25 protein-coding genes are annotated in these 25739 nt (G+C 53.9%); 3 read left to right on the top strand and 22 right to left on the bottom strand.

The genetic code is table 11. The annotated features are described in order from the left end of the window. The 10 genes from aroB to M2119_RS06315 all read right to left on the bottom strand — a co-directional run bounded on the left by aroB (position 1) and on the right by M2119_RS06315 (position 10479). Positions 1 to 1086 carry a 3-dehydroquinate synthase gene (gene aroB, locus M2119_RS06270; RefSeq protein ID WP_280804080.1) on the bottom strand — a complete coding sequence of 362 codons (1086 nt, stop codon included), beginning with the start codon at positions 1084 to 1086 and terminating at the stop codon, positions 1 to 3. 3 nt (positions 1087 to 1089) lie between these two features. Continuing rightward, complete coding sequence (locus M2119_RS06275; protein WP_280804081.1) at positions 1090 to 1611, bottom strand: shikimate kinase; 522 nt, start codon at positions 1609 to 1611, stop codon at positions 1090 to 1092. Then, positions 1611 to 2807 carry a chorismate synthase gene (gene aroC, locus M2119_RS06280; RefSeq protein ID WP_280804082.1) on the bottom strand — a complete coding sequence of 399 codons (1197 nt, stop codon included), beginning with the start codon at positions 2805 to 2807 and terminating at the stop codon, positions 1611 to 1613. The genes M2119_RS06275 and aroC overlap by 1 nt, the downstream gene beginning before the upstream one ends. 40 nt (positions 2808 to 2847) lie before the next feature. Then, complete coding sequence (locus tag M2119_RS06285) at positions 2848 to 3687, bottom strand: shikimate dehydrogenase family protein (RefSeq protein ID WP_280804083.1); 840 nt, start codon at positions 3685 to 3687, stop codon at positions 2848 to 2850. A 9-nt stretch (positions 3688 to 3696) separates the two neighbouring features. Then, on the bottom strand, positions 3697 to 4857 hold the full coding sequence (gene mltG / locus M2119_RS06290; RefSeq protein ID WP_280804084.1) for an endolytic transglycosylase MltG: 1161 nt from the start codon (positions 4855 to 4857) through the stop codon (positions 3697 to 3699). A 50-nt stretch (positions 4858 to 4907) separates the two neighbouring features. Continuing rightward, positions 4908 to 5372, bottom strand: coding sequence for a Holliday junction resolvase RuvX (ruvX, locus tag M2119_RS06295; protein ID WP_280804085.1), 465 nt, complete (start codon positions 5370 to 5372; stop codon positions 4908 to 4910). Beyond that, on the bottom strand, positions 5372 to 8032 hold the full coding sequence (alaS, locus tag M2119_RS06300) for an alanine--tRNA ligase (protein WP_280804086.1): 2661 nt from the start codon (positions 8030 to 8032) through the stop codon (positions 5372 to 5374). The genes ruvX and alaS overlap by 1 nt, the downstream gene beginning before the upstream one ends. After that, positions 8032 to 8223 (bottom strand): hypothetical protein, encoded by a 192-nt coding sequence (locus tag M2119_RS06305; RefSeq protein WP_280804087.1) that lies wholly within the window; start codon positions 8221 to 8223, stop codon positions 8032 to 8034. Before M2119_RS06305 ends, alaS begins: the two co-directional genes overlap by 1 nt. 121 nt (positions 8224 to 8344) lie before the next feature. Next, positions 8345 to 8974, bottom strand: coding sequence for a 30S ribosomal protein S4 (gene rpsD / locus M2119_RS06310; protein WP_280804088.1), 630 nt, complete (start codon positions 8972 to 8974; stop codon positions 8345 to 8347). A 158-nt stretch (positions 8975 to 9132) separates the two neighbouring features. Beyond that, positions 9133 to 10479, bottom strand: coding sequence for a replication-associated recombination protein A (locus tag M2119_RS06315; RefSeq protein WP_280804089.1), 1347 nt, complete (start codon positions 10477 to 10479; stop codon positions 9133 to 9135). A 24-nt stretch (positions 10480 to 10503) separates the two neighbouring features. Between M2119_RS06315 and M2119_RS06320 the strand changes: the two genes are divergently transcribed. The 3 genes from M2119_RS06320 (at position 10504) to M2119_RS06330 (ending at position 13159) form a co-directional block, all read left to right on the top strand. Then, positions 10504 to 11271 carry a peptidylprolyl isomerase gene (locus M2119_RS06320; protein ID WP_280804090.1) on the top strand — a complete coding sequence of 256 codons (768 nt, stop codon included), beginning with the start codon at positions 10504 to 10506 and terminating at the stop codon, positions 11269 to 11271. Positions 11272 to 11347: 76 nt separating this feature from the next. Continuing rightward, complete coding sequence (locus M2119_RS06325; RefSeq protein WP_280804091.1) at positions 11348 to 12568, top strand: DUF349 domain-containing protein; 1221 nt, start codon at positions 11348 to 11350, stop codon at positions 12566 to 12568. 45 nt (positions 12569 to 12613) lie between these two features. Then, positions 12614 to 13159: a hypothetical protein gene (locus M2119_RS06330; protein ID WP_280804092.1), complete on the top strand. Its 546-nt coding sequence runs from the start codon at positions 12614 to 12616 to the stop codon at positions 13157 to 13159. Here M2119_RS06330 and M2119_RS06335 read toward each other — a convergent pair. Genes M2119_RS06335 through thrS form a run of 12 tightly spaced genes read right to left on the bottom strand, consistent with a single transcriptional unit; the run spans position 13156 to position 25594 of the window. Beyond that, positions 13156 to 15405 (bottom strand): RelA/SpoT family protein, encoded by a 2250-nt coding sequence (locus M2119_RS06335; protein WP_280804093.1) that lies wholly within the window; start codon positions 15403 to 15405, stop codon positions 13156 to 13158. The genes M2119_RS06330 and M2119_RS06335 overlap by 4 nt on opposite strands. A 42-nt stretch (positions 15406 to 15447) precedes the next feature. Then, complete coding sequence (gene secF / locus M2119_RS06340; protein ID WP_280804094.1) at positions 15448 to 16455, bottom strand: protein translocase subunit SecF; 1008 nt, start codon at positions 16453 to 16455, stop codon at positions 15448 to 15450. Beyond that, the gene (secD, locus tag M2119_RS06345) at positions 16455 to 18152 is read right to left on the bottom strand and encodes a protein translocase subunit SecD (RefSeq protein ID WP_280804095.1); all 1698 of its coding nucleotides are present in this window, start codon (positions 18150 to 18152) and stop codon (positions 16455 to 16457) included. Before secD ends, secF begins: the two co-directional genes overlap by 1 nt. Further along, complete coding sequence (gene yajC / locus M2119_RS06350) at positions 18152 to 18547, bottom strand: preprotein translocase subunit YajC (protein WP_280804096.1); 396 nt, start codon at positions 18545 to 18547, stop codon at positions 18152 to 18154. The genes secD and yajC overlap by 1 nt, the downstream gene beginning before the upstream one ends. Before the next feature lie 55 nt (positions 18548 to 18602). Continuing rightward, positions 18603 to 19619: a Holliday junction branch migration DNA helicase RuvB gene (gene ruvB / locus M2119_RS06355; RefSeq protein WP_280804097.1), complete on the bottom strand. Its 1017-nt coding sequence runs from the start codon at positions 19617 to 19619 to the stop codon at positions 18603 to 18605. After that, positions 19616 to 20215: a Holliday junction branch migration protein RuvA gene (gene ruvA, locus M2119_RS06360; protein ID WP_280804098.1), complete on the bottom strand. Its 600-nt coding sequence runs from the start codon at positions 20213 to 20215 to the stop codon at positions 19616 to 19618. The genes ruvB and ruvA overlap by 4 nt, the downstream gene beginning before the upstream one ends. A gap of 18 nt (positions 20216 to 20233) precedes the next feature. Further along, positions 20234 to 20788 (bottom strand): crossover junction endodeoxyribonuclease RuvC, encoded by a 555-nt coding sequence (gene ruvC / locus M2119_RS06365; RefSeq protein WP_280804099.1) that lies wholly within the window; start codon positions 20786 to 20788, stop codon positions 20234 to 20236. A 1-nt stretch (position 20789) separates the two neighbouring features. Continuing rightward, complete coding sequence (locus tag M2119_RS06370; protein WP_280804100.1) at positions 20790 to 21548, bottom strand: YebC/PmpR family DNA-binding transcriptional regulator; 759 nt, start codon at positions 21546 to 21548, stop codon at positions 20790 to 20792. 3 nt (positions 21549 to 21551) lie between these two features. Next, on the bottom strand, positions 21552 to 22178 hold the full coding sequence (gene pdxT, locus M2119_RS06375) for a pyridoxal 5'-phosphate synthase glutaminase subunit PdxT (RefSeq protein WP_280804101.1): 627 nt from the start codon (positions 22176 to 22178) through the stop codon (positions 21552 to 21554). Further along, positions 22168 to 23070, bottom strand: a complete 903-nt coding sequence (gene pdxS, locus M2119_RS06380) for a pyridoxal 5'-phosphate synthase lyase subunit PdxS (protein ID WP_280804102.1) — start codon at positions 23068 to 23070, stop codon at positions 22168 to 22170. Before pdxS ends, pdxT begins: the two co-directional genes overlap by 11 nt. A 38-nt stretch (positions 23071 to 23108) precedes the next feature. Then, a complete protein-coding gene (locus M2119_RS06385) occupies positions 23109 to 23678 on the bottom strand; it encodes an HIT family protein (protein WP_280804103.1) in 570 nt (189 codons plus the stop codon). Beyond that, complete coding sequence (gene thrS / locus M2119_RS06390) at positions 23675 to 25594, bottom strand: threonine--tRNA ligase (RefSeq protein WP_280804470.1); 1920 nt, start codon at positions 25592 to 25594, stop codon at positions 23675 to 23677. Before thrS ends, M2119_RS06385 begins: the two co-directional genes overlap by 4 nt. Between the last annotated feature and the right edge of the window lie 145 nt (positions 25595 to 25739).

Genomic DNA, 25739 nt, shown 5'->3' on the forward strand with positions numbered 1-25739 from the left:
TTAGGCGCAGATCTCTTGGTAGGCAGTGAACAGAATGGACGTGTCTGGCACGTTGAGGATTGTTGTTTTGCCTTCAGCAGTCAGAACGACAAAACGCAACATGGAGCCACGAGACTTTTTGTCCCGCTTCATGGTGGTGAGCAAGTGCTCCCAAGCTTCCGCCGTGTAGGTGATGGGGAGTGTGAGCGAAGAAAGGATGCGGCGGTGGCGCTCCACCACTTCATCAGGGAGGTTCTGCGTCATGCGGGAAAGTTCCGCGGCAAAGACCATTCCGATAGAAATGGCCGCACCGTGACGCCAGGTGTAACGCTCTGCGTGCTCTATCGCATGCCCCAGTGTGTGGCCGTAGTTCAGGATCTCGCGCTGTCCATTTTCCTTAAAGTCTTCGGAAACAACACGAGCCTTGAGTCCAACAGACAACTCGATGAGCCGCTTGAACTGGTCAGAAGTGGGGTCTGTAGCCACGTCCACATCTGCCTCAATGATGTCGAGAATTTCTGGGACTGCAATGAAACCGCACTTCACAATCTCCGCAAAACCAGCCAGAATCTCATTACGTGGCAGATTCTCCAACACATCTAGATCACACAAGACCGCATGAGGGGCATAAAAGGAACCCACCAGGTTCTTACCCTCCGCGGTGTTGATACCCGTTTTGCCCCCTACAGACGCATCCACCATCGCTAAAACAGTGGTGGGAACCTGCACTAATCGGACACCCCGGAGCCAGGTTGCGGCTACAAAACCAGCGAGGTCAGTAATCGCGCCACCCCCCAAGCCAATGACCGCATCAGATCGGGTGAAATCTGCTTGTCCGAGCACCTGCCAGCAGAACGCCGCTACTTCAATGCGCTTGGCATTTTCAGCATCGGGTACCTCTGCCAGGAGTACTTCCCGCTCCCCCATCAGCTGATCACGCAGTTTGTTGGCAACAGCGCCCATGGTGGGGGGATGAATGATGAGAACCTTGTTTACGCCAGCGCCGAGTGCTTCTGCAAAAGTACGTTCGGGGTTTGAAAGCATGCCACGACCGATGCTGACGGTGTATTCGCCGCCACCGGTGACACTAATTTTTGTGGTCGTCATGCTCTATTTTTCTCCTGCGGGATAGCCGGCGTTAATCCATCGTGAAACTTCTTCGGCAATTCCATCGAGATCACCACTAGAGGTGTCCCAGCTGACGTCTGCCAGCTTTTCATAGATCGGAGTGCGTGCTGCAACCAATCTCTTCCAGGATTCAACACCTCCCGAGAGCAGTGGCCGTTTGTCCCCACCAATGCGTTCTGCAACAGCTTCTTCACTGACAGTCAAGAGGACAACATGACTGCGAAGGAGATCGGATTGAGTATCTGGATCCAAAACAGCACCTCCACCCAGACTCACGACTGCTGATTCCGCAAGGGCGCGTTTAACGGCAGCACGCTCCAATGCGCGGAAGGCTGGCTCACCCTGGTTCGCAAAGATGTCTGAAATGGCGCCGTGTGTGGCCACGATTTCTTTGTCTGTATCAATGCGCTCTACACCCAACAACGCAGCAACGCGTTTAGCAATCTTTGACTTCCCAGAAGCAGGCGCCCCAATGAACACCACGAGTGCGCGGGGTTCAGTCATTAGTTGCTCTGGACGGTGTGAACTGAAGTAGGGATGTGTGCAAGGTAACTGTCGAGGTTGCGCTTGGTCTCACCAATGCTGTCGCCACCAAACTTTTCCAGCACCGCGTTGGCCAGAGTGAGAGCGACCATGGCTTCAGCCACAACACCGGCAGCAGGAACTGCACACACGTCTGAGCGCTGGTGATGGGCTGGAGCCGCCTCACCGGTAGAGGTGTCAATAGTGCGCAAAGCGCGCGGAACTGTCGCAATGGGCTTCATGCCAGCACGAACCCGCAGAACGGTTCCCGTCGACATACCCCCTTCAATACCGCCGGCACGATCGGTATCACGAGCAATACCTTCCTCGGTGGCAAAGAGTTCATCATGTGCTGCAGAACCGCGACGACGAGTGGTTTCGAAACCGTCTCCGACCTCCACGCCCTTGATGGCTTGAATACCCATCAGCGCTGCGGCGAGCTGAGAATCGAGACGACGATCCCAATGTACGTGTGAACCAAGTCCAGGGGGAAGACCGTAGGCCAACACTTCAACGACTCCTCCAATGGTGTCGCCTTCATCATGGGTCTTATCAACCTCGGCATACATCACATCACTGGTTGCCTTATCAAAGCAGCGCAGTGGATCAGCGTCCAGCGCACCAACATCGGAAGGTGTGGGGAGATCAGCTTCATCTGGCACAGAAATAGGACCAATAGCGACGGTGTGACTCACCAACTTGATGCCGAGTTCACTGAGGAATGAACGTGCTACGGCACCCAAGGCAACACGTGCTGCCGTCTCTCGAGCGCTTGCTCGTTCCAAAATGGGTCGAGACTCATCGAAGTCATACTTCTGCATGCCCACCAAATCAGCATGGCCGGGACGAGGGCGGGTTAGAGCTGCACCGCGTCCAGATTCGAGGACAGAATCATCAACGGGCGCTGGGTTCATAACCTCAGTCCACTTGGGCCATTCGCTATTTCCGACACGCAACGCGATGGGGCCACCCAAGCTTTTTCCGTGCCGAACACCGCCAGAGATATTGAGCTCGTCCTGCTCGAACTTCATCCGAGCACCGCGGCCATAGCCGAGGCGTCGACGCTGCAAATCAGCCTGAATATCTTCGGCTAGAACAGGGACACCGGCAGGCAATCCTTCGAGAACGGCAATAAGTTCTGGTCCGTGCGATTCACCTGCGGTAAGCCATCTAAGCATGTAACAAGTTTGTCATAGACCGGAGCTACCCTGATTCACTTTAGAGCGATGAGAGTCCAACTGAGGCAAACATTGCGTTCTTAATCACTTCTTCACGGGGTAGAACATCCACGGGCGATCCCGTCACGAATATGCGCACCTGAATCAATGCTTGATGCGCCAACATGCGTAAACCACTGACAGCTTCTCCCCCAGCAACATTCCATGCCGCACTTCGCGAACTGGGCCACGGGCTATATGCCACATCAAGCAACGTTGCCCGTGCCGTTCGCGGAAGTTGGTCCAAGCTGAAAGCAACTGTTCCGGGGAGCGTCGAGATCACGACATCTGCAGGAGTCAGAGATGACATGTCTTCCAGAAGATGTACTGTCACGTTCACCCCACAGTCCTGTCCAACCTGTTCCAAAAAGAAAGCTTTGGCAGGCGTCCGAGCAAGAACAGAAATGTGCTCAGCGCCCATTTCCGCAGCAGCCGCAACAGCAGAGGATGCTGTTGCTCCCCCGCCGACGATGACAACATGCCTGGCATGGGTTACTCCAGCATCCTGAAAAGCGTGAACAATCCCCGCCACATCGGTATTAAACCCAAGAATTTGATCAGGTGAGGCAAGGAAAAGCGTATTCACTGAGAGCGTTCTTTCCGCGAGAAGATCCAGTGAGGTGGAAGCCTCCAAGGCTGCAGTTTTATGGGGCATTGTCACGGAAATTCCACGAAGTTGTGCACCTGGACCGGCTAGAAAAGCTGGAAATGCATCTGGTTCCACGTCGATGGCTTCATAGGACCAGTCCAAACCAAGCACGGAGTATGCGGCGTGATGCAACGCAGGTGACTTGGAGTGTGCAATGGGATGTCCCACAACTGCCAACGATTGTGAACTCATAGGTTCAACCTACCCAACAGCGTCTGGGTTTTCTTCAAGCCACTGGTAATACTGCTCCACAGCAACTTCGTGCTCTGCAGCTGTTTCCGTGAACACAGTTTCACCGGTAGTGAGGTTGACCGTGACAAAGAAAAGCCATGGCCCGTCAGCGGGATTGTATGCAGCGTCAATGGCGACTGCACCGGGGTTTGAAATCGGTCCTACAGGAAGCCCTGGCAAGATGCGGGTGTTGTAGAGGTTTGATGTGTCGTCCAACGCCTTCTGGGTGATCAGCAAACAATCTTTGCCCACAAGTCCCGCGCCGTAACAGGTTGTCACATCAGAGCCCATGTTCATGCCCTGTTCGAGACGGTTATAGAAAACCCGAGAAATCTTGTAAGCGTCGTCAGGGTTAGGTCCCATTTCGCGCTGAATCACCGACGCCAGTCGAATGACGTCCCAGCGCTGCTCTAGTGGAACACCAGCAGCATCAAGTGCGGCAAAACATTCGTTAACCATCTGCTGGAGTACTTCGGTGGGGGTTATCCCAGGCGAAAAAGTGTACGTTGCGGGGAAAAGGAAACCTTCAAGGGTGGTGGCTTCGGAGGGTAGGCCATATTGTGCAGGATCAGCTGCCGCGGCTTGAAAATCAGCCAGCGGAATATTCAAGCTTTCGGCAAGAATTTTGAGGACATTCTTTTCGGTCGTTCCCTCCGGAATCGTCGCGGAGAGCTCAACTCGATTTGCAGGATCAAGCAACCCCTCAAGGGCGGACTGTGCAGACATCTCAAGCTTGAGGCGATAGACACCGGGAGTAAAGACAGGTTCTGGTTGTGTTTCAAGCAGCAATTGATAGAAAGCATCAAAAGTCTTGGTTACGCCAGCTTCGACCAAGTTGTTGGCGATTTGATCGCCAATTTCCCCCTCGTTGATGGTGAAGAGAACTTCTCCATGACCACCACCGGCATAATCATTTTGACTACCGCCCAAGAAACCCGAAAAGAAGAGTCCGCCCACGATGGCGCCCACCATGGCAACAAGAGCAAGGATCGCGCCGGCCACAATGAATGGTTTTTTCTTTCGAGGCAATGAAACGTCATCTTCCTCACGAAGCGATGCGCGGCGTGACGTGCGAGAAATCAGCTCTTCAGGGATGGGCTCTGTTGGTGCGGGGAAATTTTCGTCTGACATCACAGCCTGTTTCGGGGATTGGACTCGTTCGAGCCTACACAGCCTCGGTTCTACTGAGCTGGAAACTCGCTGAGCTCTTTTCCGGGAAGATTTCCCGAAGATCGCTCAGAATCCAGTGCGTGCTGCAAAATCATCACCGCTGCTACCTGATCAATCACTGAACGGGTCTGCTTTTGTTTTTTGCCAGCCGAGCGAAGAGCACTGTGAGCAGAGACTGTGGTGAGTCGTTCGTCGATCACACGACATGGCGTGTCCGCCTTCAGTGCAAGTTCACGAGCGACAATCAACGCATCTTCTGTTGAGGCGGTGTGCGCACCGCTCAAAGACAAGGGAAGTCCAATAATGACTTCCACGGCTTCGAGCTCTGTAATGATGGCAACAAGTTCCGCAATGGGTGCATCTCCCGTGCGTTGAATTGTCTGTACAGGTGTTGCAAGCAACCCATCACGATCGCTCCGAGCAACACCAATGCGGAGGGTTCCCACATCAATGCCGACACGAACTCCAGGACGCATTAGAGGCTTCGTAACTCCACAAGAATGCTTTCTAGTGCCGCACCAAGCTGTTCAGCCTGGGTGCCACCGCCCTGAGCCATATCGTCACGGCCACCACCGCCACCACCCAAGGTATGAGCAGCGAGCTTGGCCAATGCACCTGCTTTGGCACCAGCACTTCGAGAGGCTTCTGTCGTCGCAACAATGACAGCAGGTTTACCGTCAACGACAGCGCCCAGAGCAATAACAGTGTTCGTGGACTGGACCTTCTCGCGCACACCGGTGACCAAATTGCGTAAATCATCCACAGATGCAACTCCGGAAACGGTCTCCACAATTCCCGTCACTGCACCCACAGGTGCGGCTTTGGAAACAAGCGACGGAATTTGTTCACGAACTACTGCTGCTTCAAATTCTGCAATCTTGCGCTCTGCCGCCTTGAGGCTCGAAACTAGATCCGCGACTCGTGCTGTGACTTGTTCTCGGGGTGCTTTGAGTGACGAGCTGAGCTCGTGCACAATGGCGCGCTCCGCAGCAAGTGACTTGAACGCATCAGCGCCAACGAGTGCTTCAACACGTCGGTTGGACGAACCTACTGATGACTCTGAGACAAGGTTGATCAAACCAACCTGTGAGGAATGAGCGACGTGGGTACCCGCACAGAGTTCACGGGACCAGGGCCCCCCAATGTCTACCATGCGGACTGTCTCGCCATACTTCTCGCCGAAGAGAGCCATTGCACCCATCTTCTTCGCGTCGTCGAGTGCCATTTCACGGGTGACAACGTCATAGTCGGCGAGAATCGCATTATTCGAGATTTCTTCAATCTCAGAACGAGTTTCCGTAGAGAGTGCTTCGTTCCAGGAGAAGTCAAAACGCATATAGCCGGCTTTGTTCATGGAACCTGCCTGGTGGGCAGTCTCGCCGAGAACTTCACGCAGAGCTGCGTGAACAAGGTGAGTTGCCGAGTGGGCAGCAGCTGCGGCTGCACGGTAGTTCTTGTCCACAACCGTTGTGGCAGGTGCTCCAGCGGTTACGTGTCCGCTGCGCACCTCTACGGTGTGACTGACGAGACCCTTGACAGGCTTTTGAACATCAAGTACTTCGAGATCGAATCCATCACCGATGATCGAACCAGCGTCAGAAACTTGACCTCCGGATTCTGCATAGAGAGAGGTTGCTCCCACGATGACTTCAACCACATCACCGGCAACCGCAGACTGAACGGGCAAACCGTCTTTGAGAAGACCCAAAATACTGGTCTCTGTTTCGAGGTCAGAGTACCCGGTGAAAACAGTTTCACCCTTAGCTCGCAGGTCGGTGTAAATCGACAAATCGGCCAAGATGGACTTCTTTGCCTTGGCATCGGCCTTTGCGCGGGTGCGCTGATCCAGCATGAGCTTGTCAAATGCGGCACGATCGACGCTGAGGCCAGCCTCTTCAGCCATCTCGAGAGTGAGGTCGATGGGGAACCCGAAGGTGTCGTGCAACAAGAATGCGGTATCACCTGCTAGCGAGGGAGATCCGGCCTTTTTTGTATCTGAGACAGCAGTGTCCAAAATCGTGGTTCCAGATGCAAGGGTCTTGAGGAAGGTTTCCTCTTCGCCATAAGCAATCTGAGAAATACGTGCGTATTCGTTCTCCACGTCGGGGTATGCCGTCTTCATCGCATCGCGAGAGGTCGTGAAGAGCTCAGGGAAAGTTGCTGCATCAACGCCGAGCAATCGCATGGCGCGAACAGAACGGCGTAACAAACGACGCAGGATGTAGCCACGACCTTCGTTGGAAGCCTGAACGCCATCTGCCATCAACATCAGTGCTGAACGGACATGGTCCGCTACGACACGCAGACGAACATCGTTGTCGTGGTCTGCACCGTAGGTCACACCAGCAAGTTCAGCTGCGCGGTCGAGTACCGGGCGGACCTGGTCAATTTCGTACAGGTTTTCAACACCCTGTTTGAGGAATGCAACACGTTCGAGACCCATACCGGTATCGATGTTCTTGTTGGGGAGTTCACCTAAAATCTCAAACTCTGTCTTGCTCGTACCTTCACCACGGAGATACTGCATGAACACAAGGTTCCAGATTTCGATATAGCGATCCTCGTCGGCTACCGGGCCGCCTTCAATACCGTAAGCGGGACCACGATCGAAATAGATCTCCGAGCAAGGACCCGCAGGTCCAGGTTGTCCCGTGGACCAGTAGTTGTCTTCCTTACCACGGCGCTGAATGCGCTCGTCAGGGAGGCCTGCAGTTTTCTTCCAGAAAGCAATTGCTTCGTCATCGTCTTCATAAACGGTGACCCAGAGATCCTTCTCAGGAAAACCGAGACCCCCCTCGTTCTCGGAAGTGGTCAGCAACTCCCAGGCATACTCGATGGCCTGTTCCTTGAAGTAGTCACCAAATGAGAAGTTTCCATTCATCTGGAAGAACGTGCCGTGACGTGTGGTCTTTCCCACTTCTTCAATATCCAGGGTGCGAATGCACTTCTGGACACTGGTTGCACGGGGGTATGGAGGAGGTACAACACCGGAGAGGTAGGGAATGAAAGGAACCATTCCTGCAACAGTGAAAAGCAAAGTGGGATCATCGCTTACCAGCGAAGCCGAAGGAACTACCGTGTGACCACGGGCAGCAAAGAAGTCAAGCCAACGTTGGCGAATTTCAGCGGTCTGCATTATGAGTTGTTACGAGCTGCGCGGAGCTCTGCCTCACGCTCTTTGTAACCATCGATAAGCGCCTCTGTGAAGTCACGCGTCTTCGCATCGATGTTGGCAAAGAAGGCCTTGCCCTGTTCGGTCTGGTTGACCTTGTGGGCAACAACGAAGCCGGCGAGGATGCCGACAATGAGCCAAAAGAACTGCTTCATGATTTCTCCAGATGAACTGAGCAATTGCGAGCTCTCAGTCTACGCGAGCAATGGCTCAGGGTTAAAACGAATCAGGGCGCTGATTCCGTGAAGAATCAACGCCCTGATGAAGTGTGCTGTATTAGCGAGCTGCGTAGTACTCAACAACGAGCTGAACGTCACAGGTGACGGGAACTTCAGCGCGCTTGGGACGACGGACCAGCGTTGCGTGGAGCTTGTCGAGCTCAACGTCGAGGTATGCAGGCACGGGAGGAAGAACCTCTGCGTGTCCACCTGCAGCAGCAACCTGCAGTGGCTCGAGAACCTCGGAGCGAGGCTTGACGTGAATGAGCTGTCCTGGCTTCACACGGAAAGAAGGACGGTCAACGAGCTGGCCGTCAACCAAGATATGACGGTGAACAACGAGCTGACGAGCCTGTGCTGTGGTGCGAGCAAAACCCGCACGGAGCACGAGTGCATCGAGGCGCATTTCGAGGAGCTCAACCAAGTTTTCACCGGTCAGGCCCTGCGTCTTGCGAGCTTCCTGGAAAACGTTGCGAAGCTGTGCTTCGCGGATTCCGTACTGTGCGCGTAGACGCTGCTTCTCACGCAGACGAACTGCGTAGTCAGAATCAGCCTTGCGCTTGGTGCGACCGTGCTCACCTGGAGCATAGGGACGCTTCTCGAGGTACTTAGCTGCCTTGGGGGTCAGGGCAATGCCCAGGGCACGCGACAGACGGGTCTTGCTACGGGTACGTGACTTAGTAGACACAATTTCCTTTTCGATTGAACAAACAAAATGAACACGCTCAGTAAGAGCGAAAATCGAGGGGTTTGTCATGGTGCCCGGCTACAGGGCTATCCAGTTCTCTCGATCCCGTGTTGCAGCCGCGCTTCACGGTCGAAATAGACTCTGAAAGCTTATCACCCTCAGGAGTGTGGCTGTGACTTTCGCTTCGTAATGGCACGCAGTTTCTCTAACCGCGCCTTAACTTCTCGTTCAGCACCATGATCGGTGGGGTCGTAATAGATGGAAGCTTTCAATGTATCGGGCAAATATTGTTGTTCCACAACACCCAGGGGTGCATCATGCGGATAGAGATAGCCCTTTCCATGTCCGAGTTTCTTTGCACCTGCATAGTGGGAATCTCGCAGATGTTTCGGAACAGAACCAGATTTACCGTTTTGAACATCAGCTAAAGCAGCATTGATGGCATTGTAGGCGGCATTGGATTTGGGAGCCGTGGCCAGATAGATGACCGCTTCCGCCAGAGGAATCCGCCCTTCGGGCATTCCAATCAGAGCGACCGCTTCCGCGGCCGCTGTAGCCACACTGAGAGCATGAGAATCAGCTAAACCGATATCTTCGGCGGCTGAAATAATCAGACGCCTCGCGATGAATCGAGGGTCCTCCCCTGCAGAAATCATCCGAGCAAGGTAGTGAATAGCTGCGTCAGGGTCTGAACCCCGTATGGATTTGATGAAGGCACTGATCACGTCATAGTGCTCGTCACCGTTACGGTCGTATCGCAGCAATGCTCGATCAACTGCCGAAGAAACATGTTCAGCAGTGATGGCAATGACGCCGGTCTTCTTTTTACTCAGTTGCTGAGCAATACCTGCAGAGGCTTCTAAAGAGGTCAACACACGGCGCGCATCGCCAGAGGCAAAGCCAATAATGGCGTCCCGTGCTTCATTCTCGACAGAGAATTTTCCTGCTAAACCGAAGGGTTCATCCAACGCTCGTTGCAAAAGCGTGGCCAAAGCTTCGTCACTGAGGGGTTCTAAACGCAGCAACAAGGATCTGGATAGGAGCGGGGTAACCACACTGAACGAAGGATTCTCTGTGGTTGCGGCGATGAGAGTGACCCACCCATTTTCAACACCGGGCAGCAGCGCGTCTTGCTGTGCCTTACTGAAGCGGTGAATCTCATCAAGGAAAAGAAGAGTACGAACTCCGTACAGATCTTGTTGACTCTGCGCTTCCTCCATGACGGTTCGAACGTCCTTAACGCCTGCCGTCACCGCGGAGAGCTCTACACAGCGACGATCTGAAGAAGAGGCAATGGCATGTGCTAAAGAAGTCTTTCCTGTACCGGGTGGGCCCCACAGGATGACGGACACGGCGCTCTGTGATCCTGGAGCCGCCAAGGCCTGAAGCGGAGAACCAGCGGAGAGCAATTGATCCTGCCCAGCTACCTCACTCAGGCTCCGTGGACGCATACGAACAGCAAGCGGAGCGGTGTTTCCTCCGAGTGTCGATTCGCCTTGAGCCATGCTCTCAGATTAGCGTTGCTTGCTATGGCCAAGACCAATGACAACCGCGTATCCAAAGAAGCTCGGGACCGGATCAGTTCCTATGAAGCACGTAAAGCCGAGTTCGAACGAAACCGCAAGCTAAAAAAACGCCGGAACGGCATCATCGTAGGCTCCGTGAGCGGTGTTTTTGCCCTCGCTATCGGAATCGGTGTCACCGCAGCTGTTGTGACCGCGGTCAACCCTGCGCCCGTTCCTGTGCCCACAGCAACCGGAGTAGACCAAACAGCTCCCGACCCCTCCCTGAGTGAAAATCGAATCTGGACTGGGTCGATGAATATTGGCGGAGTTCCTGTCGGCTTCGAACTTGATGGAGCCGCTGCGCCACAAGCAGTCGCCAGCACCGTCTCTCTCATCACCTATGGCTTCTATGAAGGCATCAGCTGCCACCGCCTGACAACTGAAGGCATTTATGTTCTGCAATGTGGCGACCCCAACGGTGATGGTTCAGGCGGACCAGGTTATAGCTACGGTCCCATCGAGAATGCACCTGTCGATGATTTCTACCCCGCCGGGACGATTGCAATGGCTCGACAGGGAGGTAACGGAGAATCAATGGGGAGCCAGTTCTTCATTGTTTATGAAGACAGCATCATTCCTAGCGATGAGGCTGGCGGGTACACCGTGATCGGGCACATCACCAGCGGTTTACCTCAACTCATTACGGATATCACCAGCAAGGGAACAGCAACGGGCGGCCCCGATGGAGCACCTGCAGTTCCAGTGACGATGACCGCGGTTACCGTTCAATAACCTCACATTCCCCAGTTATCAGCTCGTGCCCTAGGCTTGAGGCTGGTTGTTCCCTATCCCAACGAGGTGGATTGTTATGTCTGAGAAGACAACGGCACGTGTCGACGAAGCCGGCCATGTATATGTCGTCGAAGCTACGGGTGAGCGTCTCATCGGCCAATATGCCGATGTGAGCCCTGAAGAAGCACTTGCGTTCTTTGAGCGCAAGTTCAATGACACAAACTCCGCACTCGTCCTTCTTGAACAGCGCGCAAAGCGTGGAGCTCCAGCTGCTGAACTCGCTGAGAGCGCCGGCAAGCTCAAGGATCAAATCGAATCTCGTAATGGCATCGGAAACTACGATGCACTTTCAGACCGCCTAACAAAACTCGTTGACTCCCTCGGTGAACTGACCGCAGCCGAGAAGGAAAAGAATGCAGCTGCGCTTGAAGAAGCCAAAGCAGCTCGCATGGTCATCGTTGAGGCAATCGAAAAACTTGCCACAACCGACCCCTCAAAAATTCAGTGGAAGCAAACAACTGCTCAGGTTGACGAGCTTTTTGCGCAGTGGCAGGCCTCTCAGAAAAACGGCCCCCGCTTGTCCAAGTCTGATTCCAATGAACTCTGGAAGCGTTTCCGCGATGCTCGCCAAAAACTAGACCAGCACCGCCGTGCATTCTTTGCCGACCTTGACTCGAAGAACAAGGGTGCGAAGTCCGCTAAAGAAGAACTCATCACCAAAGCAGAAGCTCTTTCCAGCCAAGGTGCTGGCGGAGTAGTCGCCTACCGCGCTCTACTGGACCAGTGGAAGCTGGCACCACGTGCCGGAAAGAAGATTGACGATGCCCTGTGGGCACGGTTCAAGGCTGCTGGTGATGCTCTCTATGCCGCAAAGAAAACTGAAGACGAAGCTGAAGATGCGTCGTTCGCTGGGAATCTCGAAGTTAAGCTCGCGATTCTGGCGGAAGCTGAAGGCCTTATCAACGCAACCGATCGTGTGGACGCTCGTGCCAAGCTGAACGCACTTCAGAGGAAGTGGGATGCTGCAGGGAAGGTTCCTCGTGCACAGCTCAAGCCCACCGAGGAACGCATGCGTAAAGTCGAGCAGGCAGTTCGAAAGTTGGAAGACTACCACTGGAATGCTTCTAACCCTGAAAAGCAGGCTCGTTCCGAAGGCCTCGCCGGACAGATTGAAGAGAAGATTGAGAAACTCCAGGCTGAACTGACCGCTGCACAGGCAGCCAAGAACTCCGCCAAGGTTACTGAACTCGAAGCTGCCATCACCACACAGAAGGAATGGCTTGCTGTCCTGAAGTAAGAGTTGTCCACACATCTTCTTATGAGGATGAAAAGGATTCAATCCATGCTGCACACTGTGCGCATGGGCTTCCTTTTTCATCCCCTCAACTTCGCCCCCGCAGAAATTTCGGCAATGCGACTCGACGGAGATATCACTCCAGAAGGGACATTTGTCGACACCCCAGATGATTGGATTTCCAGGGTTAACCGGGCACTCTGGGGCCATAGCAGGAATGCTGTACTCACCGGCTTATCAGCTGCCTGGGCGCTGGGGGGACATTCTGAACCCGAGATGCACACCGTGACAGCACTCCCTGGACACAGTCACGGAATGACTCCACGTATGAATTTCCGTTCAGAAGAGCGGACTCTCGGCAAGGAAGACGTGTGGTCAGTGGATGGACTCGGAGTAACCACTCCCCTCAGAACACTCAGCGATCTATTGAGGGATCCAGATGTCAGTCCGGAATACAGTAAACAGGTTTCTCGTGAAATCATGCAGGCACATCACATCACAGCAACACAATTACGCAACTACATTCTCGATATGAAATACGTTCCCTACAGTCGCTGGGCTCTCAAGCTCACTGACGCGATGGAGACGAATTAACCTTCGGAGACGCGATAGACGTCATAGACCGCATCAATACGGCGTACAGCGTTCAGTACACGATCAAGGTGAGTGACATCGCTCATCTCGAAAACAAAACGACTGAGTGCAAGACGGTCCTGAGAAGTACTCACTGTGGCAGAAAGGATGTTGACGTGGTGCTCAGAAAGGACACGAGTGACATCCGAAAGTAGACCTGATCGGTCGAGGGCTTCAATCTGAATCTGCACCAGAAAGACGCTCTTAGACGAAGGTGACCATTCGACTTCAATCATCCGCTCTGGTTCAGCAAGCATGTTGCTGACGTTGTGGCAGCTTGTTTGGTGGACGGAAACACCTTGACCTCGGGTAACAAAACCGGAGATAGCATCACCTGGAACAGGAGTGCAGCATTTGGCTAGTTTGACCAGAATGTCTGGAGCACCTCGCACGAGGACACCAGAGTCACTGTGACGGAGCGGCTTGGAGGGGCCTCGTGAGGGAAGAACGAATTCGACTTCTTCGGTATCTCCATCTTCGTGGATGCTTGCCAAGATTTTCTCGATGACAGACTGGGTCGATACATGCCCCTCTCCCACTGCTGCATACAACATAGAGACGTCCTCATACCGCAAAGTGCTCGCAACTTCCGAGAGGGAATCTTGAGTCATCAGCTTCTGAAGTGGAAGGTTCTGCTTGCGCATGGCACGAGCAATCGCATCTTTGCCCTGCTCAATGGCTTCGTCGCGTCGTTCCTTCGTGAACCATTGCTTGATCTTGTTTCTAGTACGAGTGCTCTTGACGAAGTTGAGCCAGTCCTGCGAAGGACCCGCATCGGGGTTTTTGGAGGTCAGAACCTCCACCACATCACCACTGGATAGTGTGCTTTCCAATGGAACAAGACGACCATTCACTTTGGCACCCATGGTGCGGTGACCTACTTCGGTGTGGACGGCATACGCAAAATCGATAGGTGTTGCCCCAGCAGGCAGTCCAATTACTCGACCCTTAGGAGTGAAGACATACACTTCCTTGGCGCCGATTTCGAAGCGGAGGGAGTCAAGGAATTCTCCGGGGTCTTCAGTTTCTGCCTGCCAATCAGAAATATGCGCCAACCACGCCATGTCTGTGTCTTGAACCGAGAGAGAGTCTTCGGTCTTCCCGTTATTCATCCGGTCTTTGTACATCCAGTGAGCCGCAACACCAAACTCGGCACGGTGGTGCATCTCTGGGGTACGAATCTGGATTTCGACGGGACGACCAGAAGGCCCCATCACGGTGGTGTGCAGAGACTGGTACAGGTTGAATTTTGGTGTGGCGATGTAGTCCTTAAACCGACCTGGAATCGGGTTCCAGCGTGCGTGTATAGAGCCCAAAATGCCATAGCAATCACGAACGCTGTTCACGATGACGCGGATACCAACAAGGTCATAAATCTCATCGAATTCGCGACCGCGGAGAACCATTTTTTGATAGATCGAGTAGTACTGCTTGGGACGCCCCTTGACTTCACCTCGAATACGGGCAGCTTTGAGGTCGTTCTCAACGTCAGCAATGACGGACCGAACAAAGGACTCTCGCTGAGGTGTGCGCTGAGCAACGAGGTTTTCAATCTCTTGATAGATCTTGGGGTGGAGCACGGCAAAGGAAAGATCTTCCAGTTCCCATTTCACGGTTTGAATACCGAGTCGGTGTGCAAGGGGGGTGTAGATCTCGAGGGTTTCGCGCGCCTTCTTTTGAGCAGATTCAACGGGCATGAAGCCCCAGGTTCGGGCGTTGTGTAAACGGTCAGCAAGCTTAATCACAAGAACACGGATGTCCTTGGACATGGCCACAATCATCTTGCGGACAGTTTCGGCTTGAGCACTGTCGCCGTACTTCACCTTGTCGAGTTTGGTCACTCCATCAACCAGCATGGCGACTTCTGCGCCAAACTGTTCCCGGCATTGCTCCAAGGTGTAGTCAGTGTCTTCGACCGTATCGTGCAAAAGTGCGGCAATGATGGTTTTCGGGCCAATGCCAAGTTCTGCAAGAATCTGTGCCACAGCTATGGGATGCGTGATGTAGGGCTCACCCGATCGGCGCTGTTGACCTTCATGCGCCTTTTTTGCGACTACATGAGCTTCTTCGAGCTGGAGCAGGTCTGCTTTGGGATGGTGCTGGCGTACGGTCTTCAGAAGTCGTTCAAAACCACCCGTGGGTTGTGCGCGGCTGAAAATTCTGGGCACAAGGCGGCGCAGAGAAGTTGAACCCGTTGTATCAACCATGGCACCTCCTAGAGGATTCCATTATGACGGGATTCCTCAGGCCTAGGCGGTAACGGACTCGGCCGCACCCTCTGTTTTGGCCTGAGCAGCGAGAACTTTCTTATCCGCTTTCTTGATGGAAGGCTCATTTTCACGCAATTGAACATACAGAGGAGTAGCCAAGAAAATGGTCGAGTAGGTTCCGATGAAGATACCGATCAGCAAAGCCAACGAAATATCGCGCAGCGTTCCGGCACCGAGCACAAATGCGCCGATGAAGAGAATTGCTGCCACGGGCAGGGCTGCAACGACCGAAGTATTGATGGAGCGTACCAATGTCTGGTTGACCGCCAAGTTGACCTGGGACGCAAATGTCATCCCTGCTTCCTTGGTAGTTCCCTGGGTATTTTCTCGAATCTTGTCGAAGACCACCACAGTGTCATAGAGCGAGTAACCCAGGATTGTCAGCAATCCGATGACAGCACCAGGAGTTACTTCAAATCCGGTGATGCCATAAATGCCGGCGGTAATGATGAGGTCATGCAGCAGCGCAATAATGGCCACCATCGACATCTTCCAGGTGCGGAAATATAAAGCCATGACAAGTGCAGCAAGCACAATGAAGACTAAAAGACCACGAATAGCCTGAGTGGTGATATCAGCACCCCAGCTCGCGCCAATAAAGGAACTTGTCACGTTGTCTACAGGAACTGCGTAGGAATCAGCTAACGCGACTCGAATTTCACGCGTCTGCAGAGCAGTGAGCTGTTCGGTTTGAACTCGGATAGCTACATCACCCAGAGTTGACACTTTAGGAACCATGCCAGGCTCAACTGATTGAACCGCTTGCGTTGCTTTGTCCTGCGACAAGTCAGAGACTTGAGAGACGACGAACTCACTACCACCAGTGAACTCAATACCGAAGTTGAATCCGCCCTTGAGAATGGGTCCAATGATGCTCACGAGAACAAGCACAATTGAGATGCTGTACCAAATCTTGCGACGACCAACAATGTTGATCGAACGTTCACCACTGTAAAGCTGGTTACCAAAACGAGTGAAACTAGCCATTAGTTCGCCTCCTTCGATCCCGAGGATTCCTGGGCTTTACGCTCTGCAATCGTTTGACGCTTGAGAGCTTCTTTCGAAGATTTCGCAATCTTTCCGGAGGTTACAGTCGCAGCTGGGGCAAATTGTGCTCTGCCACGATACACAGCACCCAATCCTTGGGGGTCAAGTCCTGACCACTTGTTCCCACCAGAGTAGAACTTTGTCTGACCCAGAATCTGGAGCATGGGGTGGGTAAACAGTGCCACCACAAACAAGTCCACGATCGTAGTCAAACCGAGAGTGAGGGCGAAGCCGCGCACGTTACCGACCGCCAAGATGAACAAGACCACAGCGGCCAAGAAGTTCACGGCGTCAGAAGCAACGATGGTGCGGATCGCACGCTTCCATCCCGCATCAACCGCTGATTCAAGTCCTCGCCCATCACGGAGTTCGTCTCGAACACGCTCGAAGTACACAATGAATGAGTCAGCTGTAATTCCAATGGCCACGATCAAACCAGCAACACCAGCAAGTGAGAGACGGTAACCCTCGCGCCAGGAAAGGATCGTCACCAAGAGGTACGTAATGATGGCTGCGATGGTCAACGACGCAACGGTAACAAGACCGAGTGCACGGTATTGAATCAGCGAGTAGATAACAACAAGGATGAGACCGATGGCGCCTGCTAACAGACCACTCATCAATTGGACGGACCCGAGTGTCGCCGAGATAGTGTCCGAAGACTGCACCTGGAAACCAATGGGTAACGCACCATACTTCAACTGGTCAGCCAGAGTCTTTGCGCTGTCCTGAGTAAATCCACCTGTGATTTGCGCATTTCCTGTCGTGATCGCAGCGTTTGTGGTGGGTGCAGTGAGCACCTTGCCATCCAAGACAATCGCGAACTGGTTCTGTGCGCCGGTCAGGCCATTCAATCGAGAAGTGACGTCACCGAAAGCAGCGGTTCCCTCCGCATTGAAGGAAAGATCAACTGCCCACTGCCCCGTGCTAGCACCGGTTGACGATGTGACCATACTGGCACCAGCGTCAGAGATATCAGAGCCGGGTACTTCAACAGGGCCGAGCAAATACTTTACTGTGTCGGAAAAGTCGCAGGTAATCAAAGGCTGATCTGCGGGAGCCGCGGCGTTGTTGTTGGACGAATTTGCCGCACAGTCATAGGCGTCATATTCAGCCTGAAGTGCAGGGGTGACCCAGTTGAGGTCACTACCGTTTGAGGGAGCAACAGCAGGGGTCGTAGAAAGGGTGGGGTCGACCGGAACAGGAGTCGCGGTTCCGTCAGCCCCGACCGCAGTGGATGTCGGCGCACCCGACAGCAAAACGGCACGGAAATCCAACTTTGCCGATGCCTCGATGCGAGCAAGTGTTGCATCATCAGGTTGACCGGGGATGGAGACAACAATGTTGTTGTTTCCTTGGGTATTGATTTCAGCTTCCGAAACTCCGGCAGCGTCTACACGCTGACGAATGATGGCAACAGCTTGAGTCATCTGTTCTTCAGAAACTGTTTGTCCACTTTCGAGCTGTGGAGCAAGAACAATCTGTGTTCCACCCTCAAGATCGAGAGCAAGCTTGGGCGTCCACGAACCACCACCCCAGATAACACCAGCACCATTGATAGCGATGAGACCTGCGATGAGGACTAGAAGCCACGTCAGAGAGCGCAATCCCTTGCGCATCGGTTGTGACTTAGCCATTACTTAGATTTTTTAGGCTTACGCTCACCGAACTGAGGGTCAATTTCAAGTGCGCCAGCTTCTGCCTCTGGGTTGAGTGCAAGGTTAGTGAGATCAGCACCAATTGCTTCACCTGCGGTGGGTGCAGCATCCTGCTTGTCTTCAACAACACGAGCGACGGCCTGACGGTGCATCTTGAGTGTGCTCTTGGGCGATGTCTCGAGAACAATAATGTTGTCGACATCATCGATGGACTTGATGGTTCCGTAGACGCCAAAAGTGGTCATGACGTGGGCACCCACAACAACCTTCTTCTGGAGCTCTGCAGCGTCCTTCTTACGCTTCTGTCCGTTGCGGAACATGAAGAAAACGAGAACGGCAAGTACAGCCACCATGAACAGTGTCATTGGATCCATGAAAAGTCCTTATTTCGTGCGCGGGGTACGGAATGTACCGCTTATTGAGTATAAGTCACAGAAGGGTCTGGTCGGCCGCCGGTGGCGTGAGATTCAGGTGTTTCCAAGCTTCTGAGGTTGCAACGCGTCCCCGAGGCGTGCGCACCATCAGCCCTTCACGAATGAGAAACGGTTCCACCACGGCTTCAATCGTCTCCGCATCTTCACCCAAGGAAACTGCGAGAGACGACACACCGACCGGTCCCCCGCCAAAGCGTTCCACGAGAGCACGTAAGACAGAAGTATCTAATCGGTCAAGTCCGCGAGGGTCAACGTCATATAAAGCCAGGGCGCTATCGACCGCCGTTCGAGCTTCTTCGTGTGGATGAACAGTCATGTAGTCACGAACACGTCGGAGCAAGCGGTTGGCAATACGTGGGGTACCCCGGGAACGCCCTGCAATCTCAGCGAGAGCAGGCTGGGGTATGTCCAGTCCCAGCAGGGACGCAGATCGAGTCAATACCTGCAGGAGTTCATCTGTTTCGTAGAACTCTAGATGACCGGTGAAACCGAAACGATCCCGCAGGGGATTCGCCAACAGTCCCGTTCGTGTAGTTGCACCCACCAACGTGAAAGGAGGAAGTTCCAGAGGAATCGAAGAAGCTCCCACTCCTTTGCCGACCATAATGTCTATCCGGAAGTCCTCCATGGCGAGGTAGAGCATTTCCTCAGCAGAACGTGCCATGCGATGAATCTCATCGATAAAAAGCACTTCACCGGGAACAAGGGAGGACAGCAATGCAGCGAGATCACCCGCGTGTGAAATCGCAGGACCACTCGACATCCTCAGAGCACGACCGCTGTCATGAGCAACAATCATGGCCAGGGTTGTCTTCCCCAAACCGGGAGGGCCAGCTAGCAGAATGTGATCAGGCGTGCGGGAATCCATCTCCGCAGCCCTGAGAAGAAGATCCAACTGTCCAACTACACGTCGCTGTCCCACGAATTCGCTCAAGGAAGACGGACGAAGTGCGCCCTCAAAATCTAATTCAGCAGGGTCGAGCGGTTCGGCGGAAGTCAGTTCGGAGGTCATGTTGCACTCCGCGACAGGGCAGCTAGGGCACGTTTGAGAACTGTCGATGTGTCTTCACCTGCAGAGATTGTTAGCGATTCAAGAGCTTCTCGAGCAATCCGTTCGTTCCACCCCAGACCAACCAAAGCCTGAATAACGGCAATAGCAACATCTGATTGGGCAGACACTTTCTGACCTGATGAAGAAGTCAACGTTAGCGCAGTGAGCTTTCCTGCGAGTTGAACCACAATGAGCTTGGCGGTTTTGGGCCCGATGCCCGAAACTTTCCTGAAGGCAGCATCGTCCTCGTTCACCACGGCAGTCAGGATTTCTGCCGGAGCTAATTCAGCCAACACCGCTAATGCAGAACGAGGACCCACTCCGGATACCGAGAGCAGCGCATCAAAGAGTTCTAAACTTTCAGGGTTTTCAAAACCAAAAAGAGTCATCGAATCTTCACGCACAATCAGTGAGGTCACAAAGGTGCATTCACTTCCGACGTCTAAATGTGTGCGATGGGTGGGAGTGATATGCACCGCGTAACCCACACCGTGCACATCAAGGGTGCAGACGTTTTCTCGCACCGCCACAACGGTGCCACGCAAAGAGGCGATCACCTGCCCAGCATAGGGTTCCTACCCGCGTTTCTTGGCCTGACGCTCCGCTTCACGCCAACGCTGTTGAGCAGGGGTGAGTGCTCCTGGGGAAGTCGTGACGGGTCCCCCACGCCACGCGTTACAAATAGCCAAAGCGAGAGCATCCGTCGCATCGGGAAGAAGTTTTCCTTCGGGAAGTATCAGCAGTCGGCCAACCATGGATGCAACCTGCACTTTGTTCGCTCGACCTGTTCCCGTCACCGACGCCTTCACTTCACTCGGAGTGTGTAAATCCACCGGAATCCCTCGTGATGCTGCCTCCACAAACGCCACGGCACTAGCTTGAGCCGTCCCCATGACAGTGCGAAGGTTGTGCTGAGCAAAGACTCGCTCCACAGCAATGCGCGCAGGTTGAAACTCGTCGATGAGGAGAGCCAGTTCTTTCTGCAGTTGGAGCAGACGCATGGGGAGCTCAAGGTCTTTATCGGTTGTGATGACGGTGACGTTTACCAAACGTACAGATCGATCTGCCAACGAGTCGATAATTCCCACACCACACCGGGTGAGACCCGGATCTACTCCGAGAATGCGCAAACTAGTCCTGCTCGAGCTCAGCGAGCACAGACTCACTCAGATCAAAGTTGCTGAACACGTTCTGGACATCGTCAGAATCTTCCAGGGCATCAATCAGCTTGAAGACTTTGCGTGCCGTGTCGGCATCAACTTCAACTTCAAGATTGGGGACGAATTCAGCATCAGCTGAGTCATAGTCGATACCCGCGGCTTGAAGAGCTTCACGCACCTTGACGAGGTCCTGTGGCTCTGATGTGATTTCGAACGATCCATTGTGTGTTTCGACATCTTCTGCCCCAGCATCGAGCACTGCCGACAGAATGGAGTCTTCATCAATACCTGCCTGGGCAGAGACACGAATGACGCCCTTGCGGCTGAAGTTGTAGGCCACGGAGCCGGGGTCCGCCATGTTGCCACCATTGCGGCTCATTGCAGTACGTACCTCGGCAGCTGCGCGGTTCTTGTTGTCCGTCAGACATTCAATGAGCAGCGCAACACCATTGGGGCCGTAACCTTCGTACATGATGGTGGCGTACTCTACAGAGTCACCGCTGAGACCAGCACCACGCTTGATCGCGCGATCAATATTGTCGTTGGGAACACTGGTCTTCTTAGCCTTCTGAACCGCATCTACGAGGGTGGGGTTTCCAGAAAGGTCAGCACCGCCGAGTTTGGCCGCTACTTCAATGTTCTTAATCAGCTTGGCAAACGACTTGGCACGACGCGAGTCAATAATCGCTTTTTTGTGCTTCGTGGTTGCCCATTTGGAATGTCCAGACATGCCTTAGATACTAGCTTTCTTCTCTGTGACGTATTGGGCTACGCGCCCAAGGAAGTATTCGTGAACGCGAGAATCTCCATTGACTTCTGGGTGGAATGAGATTCCCAACAGATTGCCCTGTTCAACCGCGACGATCCGGCCGTCGGGAAGTGCAGAAATAACACGTACGCCCTCCCCCACGCGCTCCACAATGGGAGCCCGAATGAATGTTGCAGGGACAGGATCCTTGGTTACACCTGGCATGTCGAGTTGAACTTCGAAGGAGTCAATCTGGGTACCGAACGCATTCCTCCGGACATCCACATGGAGGCCACCGAGTGATTCCTGCTCGGCAATGGCGTCCACAATGTTGTCGGACATCATGATCAACCCAGCACAGGTTCCAAATACGGGCATCCCGGCTGCAATCGCATCACGCAGGGGTTGCTGCATTCCGAACATCCGGACAAGTTTGTCCATGACGGAGGACTCACCCCCTGGAATGACCAATGCGTCAACCGTGCCAAGTTCCTCGGGACGACGAACTTTGACTACCTGAGCACCCAGTCCTTCGAGAACGTGAATGTGTTCACGCACATCACCTTGGAAGGCGAGAACACCAATCCGGAGGTGGCGGAAATTACCAGCCACGATCTGCGAGGCGGTGTGGTGCAGGAATGTCAGATACGTTGATGCCCACCATTGCCTCACCCAGTCCACGAGAAGTCTCGACGATGACCTTGGGGTCGTCGAAGAAGGCAGCAGCCTTCACGATGGCCTTGGCGCGTGCTGCAGGATCACCGGACTTGAAGATACCGGAGCCAACAAACACACCATCAGCACCGAGTTGAAGCATCATGGCGGCGTCAGCGGGGGTCGCGACACCACCAGCGGTGAACATAGGGACAGGGAGCTTACCCGCAGCAGCAACTTCGACCACCAGGTCGTAGGGGGCCTGGAGTTCCTTCGCGGCGACGTAGAGCTCGTCTTTGGACATCGAGGACAACCAGCGCAGTTCAGAGTTGATCTTGCGGATGTGCTTGGTGGCTTCAGATACGTCACCGGTGCCCGCTTCACCCTTGGAACGAATCATGGCCGCACCTTCGTTGATACGACGCAGTGCTTCACCCAGGTTGGTTGCACCACAAACGAAGGGGACATCAAATGCCCACTTGTCGATGTGGTTGATGTAGTCAGCAGGACTAAGAACCTCAGACTCATCGATGAAGTCAACGTTGAGCTGCGCCAACACCTGCGCTTCAACGAAGTGCCCAATACGAGCCTTAGCCATGACAGGAATCTTGACAGCTGCCTGGATACCTTCGATGAGATCGGGGTCACTCATACGAGCAACACCACCCTGCGCACGGATATCTGCGGGGACGCGCTCCAGCGCCATGACAGCAATCGCACCAGCGTCTTCAGCGATACGTGCCTGCTCAGCATTGACAACGTCCATGATGACGCCGCCCTTGAGCTGTTCTGCCAGGCCGCGCTTGACGCGGGTGCTACCGGTGAGAGGAGAGTTCTGCTTTTCAGTCATTTTCTACTGCTTCTTGTTAGGAGGTGAGAGGTGAAAGTTTAGTTCTGTTCGCGCCAGGCTGCGGCAACCGCATTGCGTACATCGCCGAGTAAAAGTGTGATCGCTTTGCTCTTGGCAATGATGGGGAAGAAATTCGAGTCAGTAGCCCAACGTGGCACTACATGCTGATGGAGGTGATCGGCGATACCAGCACCGGCTACCCGACCCTGATTCATTCCGATGTTGTACCCGTCATTCCGGGACACCTTCTTCAGTACGCGCATTGCTTCCTGTGTCAGACTAGCGATTTCTGCGGTCTCTTCAATAGTTGCCTCGTCATACATCGCAACGTGACGATAGGGGCAGACGAGCAAATGCCCGCTGTTGTAAGGGTAGAGATTCAACAGAACAAACGCGTGGGTTCCTCTGTGCACAATAAGGGCGTCCTCGTCAGACATTCCTGGAGCGAGACAGAAAGGGCAGTCTGCTTCGGCTGGTTGCTGGCCATTTTCGATGTATGCCATGCGGTGTGGGGTCCACAAGCGCTGGAATTCGTCGGGCACTCCAGCGAAAGTTGACGCGGCGCGGAGGTCCTCGCCGTCGAATTCACCCTCACCATAATGGGTCATAGATCGTCTGCCGTCATGATCTGACGGTGGTCTCGAACTGCAGCCACCAATAATGCAATTGCCTCAGCTACCGGAATCCCGTTGCGCTGAGTTCCATCGCGGAAACGGAAACTGACCGCACCGCGAGCTCGGTCTTCTTCCCCGGCAATAATCTGGACTGGAATCTTCTGAGCGGCCGCATTGCGAATCTTTTTCTGCATGCGGTCATCACTCGCGTCCAGCTGAACGCGCAAACCTTCAGCGGACAACTGGTCCAGAACACCGGCTAAATACTCTTTGTATTCATCTGCGACAGCAATTCCAATAGCCTGCACAGGAGAGAGCCACATCGGGAAGGCCCCGGCGTAGTGCTCGGTGAGCACGCCGAAGAAGCGCTCAATGGAACCGAACAATGCTCGGTGAATCATCACGGGGCGGTGACGGTTCCCATCGGGTCCGGTGTACTCAAGGTCAAAACGTTCCGGCAAGTTGAAGTCAAGCTGAATAGTGGACATCTGCCAGGTACGACCAATGGCATCACGTGCCTGAACGGAAATCTTGGGGCCATAAAACGCTGCACCACCAGGATCTGGAACAAGGGTCAATCCGGAGTCTTCTGCAACCTGGCGGAGGGTCTCGGTTGCTTCATCCCAGATGGCGTCGTCGCCGACATACTTCTTGGGGTCTTTGGTCGAGAGCTCGAGGTAGAAGTCATCCAAACCGTAGTCCCTCAGGAGCGAGAGGACGAAATTGAGTACCTGGGTGAGCTCTTCTTTCATATTTTCACGCGTGGTGAAAATATGTGCATCATCCTGCGTCATCCCGCGAACACGAGTGAGCCCGTGAACAACACCGGACTTTTCATAACGATAGACCGAGCCAAATTCGAACAATCGTAAGGGAAGTTCACGGTAACTCTTTGAACGTGACTTGAAAATCAGAATGTGGAATGGGCAGTTCATGGGCTTGAGGTAATAATCCACACCCTGGCGGGTCACCTCACCGGCCTCATTACGAATCTCATCCAATTTCATGGGCGGGAACATGCCGTCGGCATACCAATCCAAGTGCCCACTGGTTTCAAAAAGGTTCGACTTGGTGATGTGAGGTGAATACACAAACTCATATCCGCCTTGTTCGTGGCGCCGGCGTGAGTAATCCTCCATCGTGCGACGAATCACTCCACCCTTGGGGTGGAACACGGGCAATCCAGAACCAATTTCTTCCGGGAAACTAAACAGGTCAAGTTCTGAGCCGAGTCGACGGTGGTCGCGCTTGGCGGCTTCTTCCAGTCGTTCCTGGTAGGCGCGTAGTTCTGCCTTACTAGGCCACGCAGTGCCATAAATGCGCTGGAGCTGGGGGTTGTGTTCTGAACCACGCCAATATGCAGCTGCCAAGCGCGTCAGGGCGAACCCGTCCCCGATCATGCGAGTGTTGGGCACGTGTGGTCCTCGACACAGGTCCTTCCAGACTGTCTCCCCGGTTGCGGGATCGACGTTGTCATAGATGGTGAGCTCGTGACCGCCTACTTCAACGCTCTCGTTGTCATCGCCGGTGTTGCCACCCTTGAGACCGATCAATTCAAGCTTGTAGGGCTCTGCAGCAAGTTCTGCACGAGCTTCGTCCTCCGTAACGACGCGGCGCATAAAACGCTGTCCGGCACGGACGATACGAGACATGGCCTTCTCCAATGACTTCATGTCTTCAGGAGTGAAAGGTTCTGCCACATCGAAGTCGTAATAGAAGCCATCGGTCACGGGAGGACCAATGCCGAGCTTGGCCTCCGGGTTCACGCTCTGAACGGCTTGAGCGAGGACGTGAGCCGCTGAGTGACGCATAATACTCAGACCATCAGGAGAGTCCACAGAAACGGGCTCTACGAGGTCCCCCGGGGTCAGAACGTGTGCAAGGTCACGCAATTCACCGTTGACGCGCATGGCCACAATGCTGCGGTCTGTGTACAGCGCAAAGCCATCGCTGGAAGCTTGAACGGTTAGTGCACCGGAAACATCAGACACGAAGTGAACTCCTCTAGGAACTATCTCGACTACCCAGCCTAGCCAAAAGAAAAACCCCCGGAAA

The organism is Aurantimicrobium minutum (assembly GCF_029894165.1).
Lineage (GTDB): Bacteria > Actinomycetota > Actinomycetes > Actinomycetales > Microbacteriaceae > Aurantimicrobium > Aurantimicrobium minutum_A.

Coding starts and splice junctions, on each gene's coding strand:
- aroB (WP_280804080.1), bottom strand. CDS start 1,086: ATGACGACCACAAAAATTAGTGTCACCGGTGGCGGCGAATACACCGTC.
- M2119_RS06275 (WP_280804081.1), bottom strand. CDS start 1,611: ATGACTGAACCCCGCGCACTCGTGGTGTTCATTGGGGCGCCTGCTTCT.
- aroC (WP_280804082.1), bottom strand. CDS start 2,807: ATGCTTAGATGGCTTACCGCAGGTGAATCGCACGGACCAGAACTTATT.
- M2119_RS06285 (WP_280804083.1), bottom strand. CDS start 3,687: ATGAGTTCACAATCGTTGGCAGTTGTGGGACATCCCATTGCACACTCC.
- mltG (WP_280804084.1), bottom strand. CDS start 4,857: ATGTCAGACGAAAATTTCCCCGCACCAACAGAGCCCATCCCTGAAGAG.
- ruvX (WP_280804085.1), bottom strand. CDS start 5,372: ATGCGTCCTGGAGTTCGTGTCGGCATTGATGTGGGAACCCTCCGCATT.
- alaS (WP_280804086.1), bottom strand. CDS start 8,032: ATGCAGACCGCTGAAATTCGCCAACGTTGGCTTGACTTCTTTGCTGCC.
- M2119_RS06305 (WP_280804087.1), bottom strand. CDS start 8,223: ATGAAGCAGTTCTTTTGGCTCATTGTCGGCATCCTCGCCGGCTTCGTT.
- M2119_RS06315 (WP_280804089.1), bottom strand. CDS start 10,479: ATGGCTCAAGGCGAATCGACACTCGGAGGAAACACCGCTCCGCTTGCT.
- M2119_RS06320 (WP_280804090.1), top strand. CDS start 10,504: ATGGCCAAGACCAATGACAACCGCGTATCCAAAGAAGCTCGGGACCGG.
- M2119_RS06325 (WP_280804091.1), top strand. CDS start 11,348: ATGTCTGAGAAGACAACGGCACGTGTCGACGAAGCCGGCCATGTATAT.
- M2119_RS06330 (WP_280804092.1), top strand. CDS start 12,614: ATGCTGCACACTGTGCGCATGGGCTTCCTTTTTCATCCCCTCAACTTC.
- M2119_RS06335 (WP_280804093.1), bottom strand. CDS start 15,405: ATGGTTGATACAACGGGTTCAACTTCTCTGCGCCGCCTTGTGCCCAGA.
- secF (WP_280804094.1), bottom strand. CDS start 16,455: ATGGCTAGTTTCACTCGTTTTGGTAACCAGCTTTACAGTGGTGAACGT.
- secD (WP_280804095.1), bottom strand. CDS start 18,152: ATGGCTAAGTCACAACCGATGCGCAAGGGATTGCGCTCTCTGACGTGG.
- yajC (WP_280804096.1), bottom strand. CDS start 18,547: ATGGATCCAATGACACTGTTCATGGTGGCTGTACTTGCCGTTCTCGTT.
- ruvB (WP_280804097.1), bottom strand. CDS start 19,619: ATGACCTCCGAACTGACTTCCGCCGAACCGCTCGACCCTGCTGAATTA.
- M2119_RS06370 (WP_280804100.1), bottom strand. CDS start 21,548: ATGTCTGGACATTCCAAATGGGCAACCACGAAGCACAAAAAAGCGATT.
- pdxS (WP_280804102.1), bottom strand. CDS start 23,070: ATGACTGAAAAGCAGAACTCTCCTCTCACCGGTAGCACCCGCGTCAAG.
- M2119_RS06385 (WP_280804103.1), bottom strand. CDS start 23,678: ATGACCCATTATGGTGAGGGTGAATTCGACGGCGAGGACCTCCGCGCC.
- thrS (WP_280804470.1), bottom strand. CDS start 25,594: ATGCGCGTCAACGGTGAATTGCGTGACCTTGCACACGTTCTGACCCCG.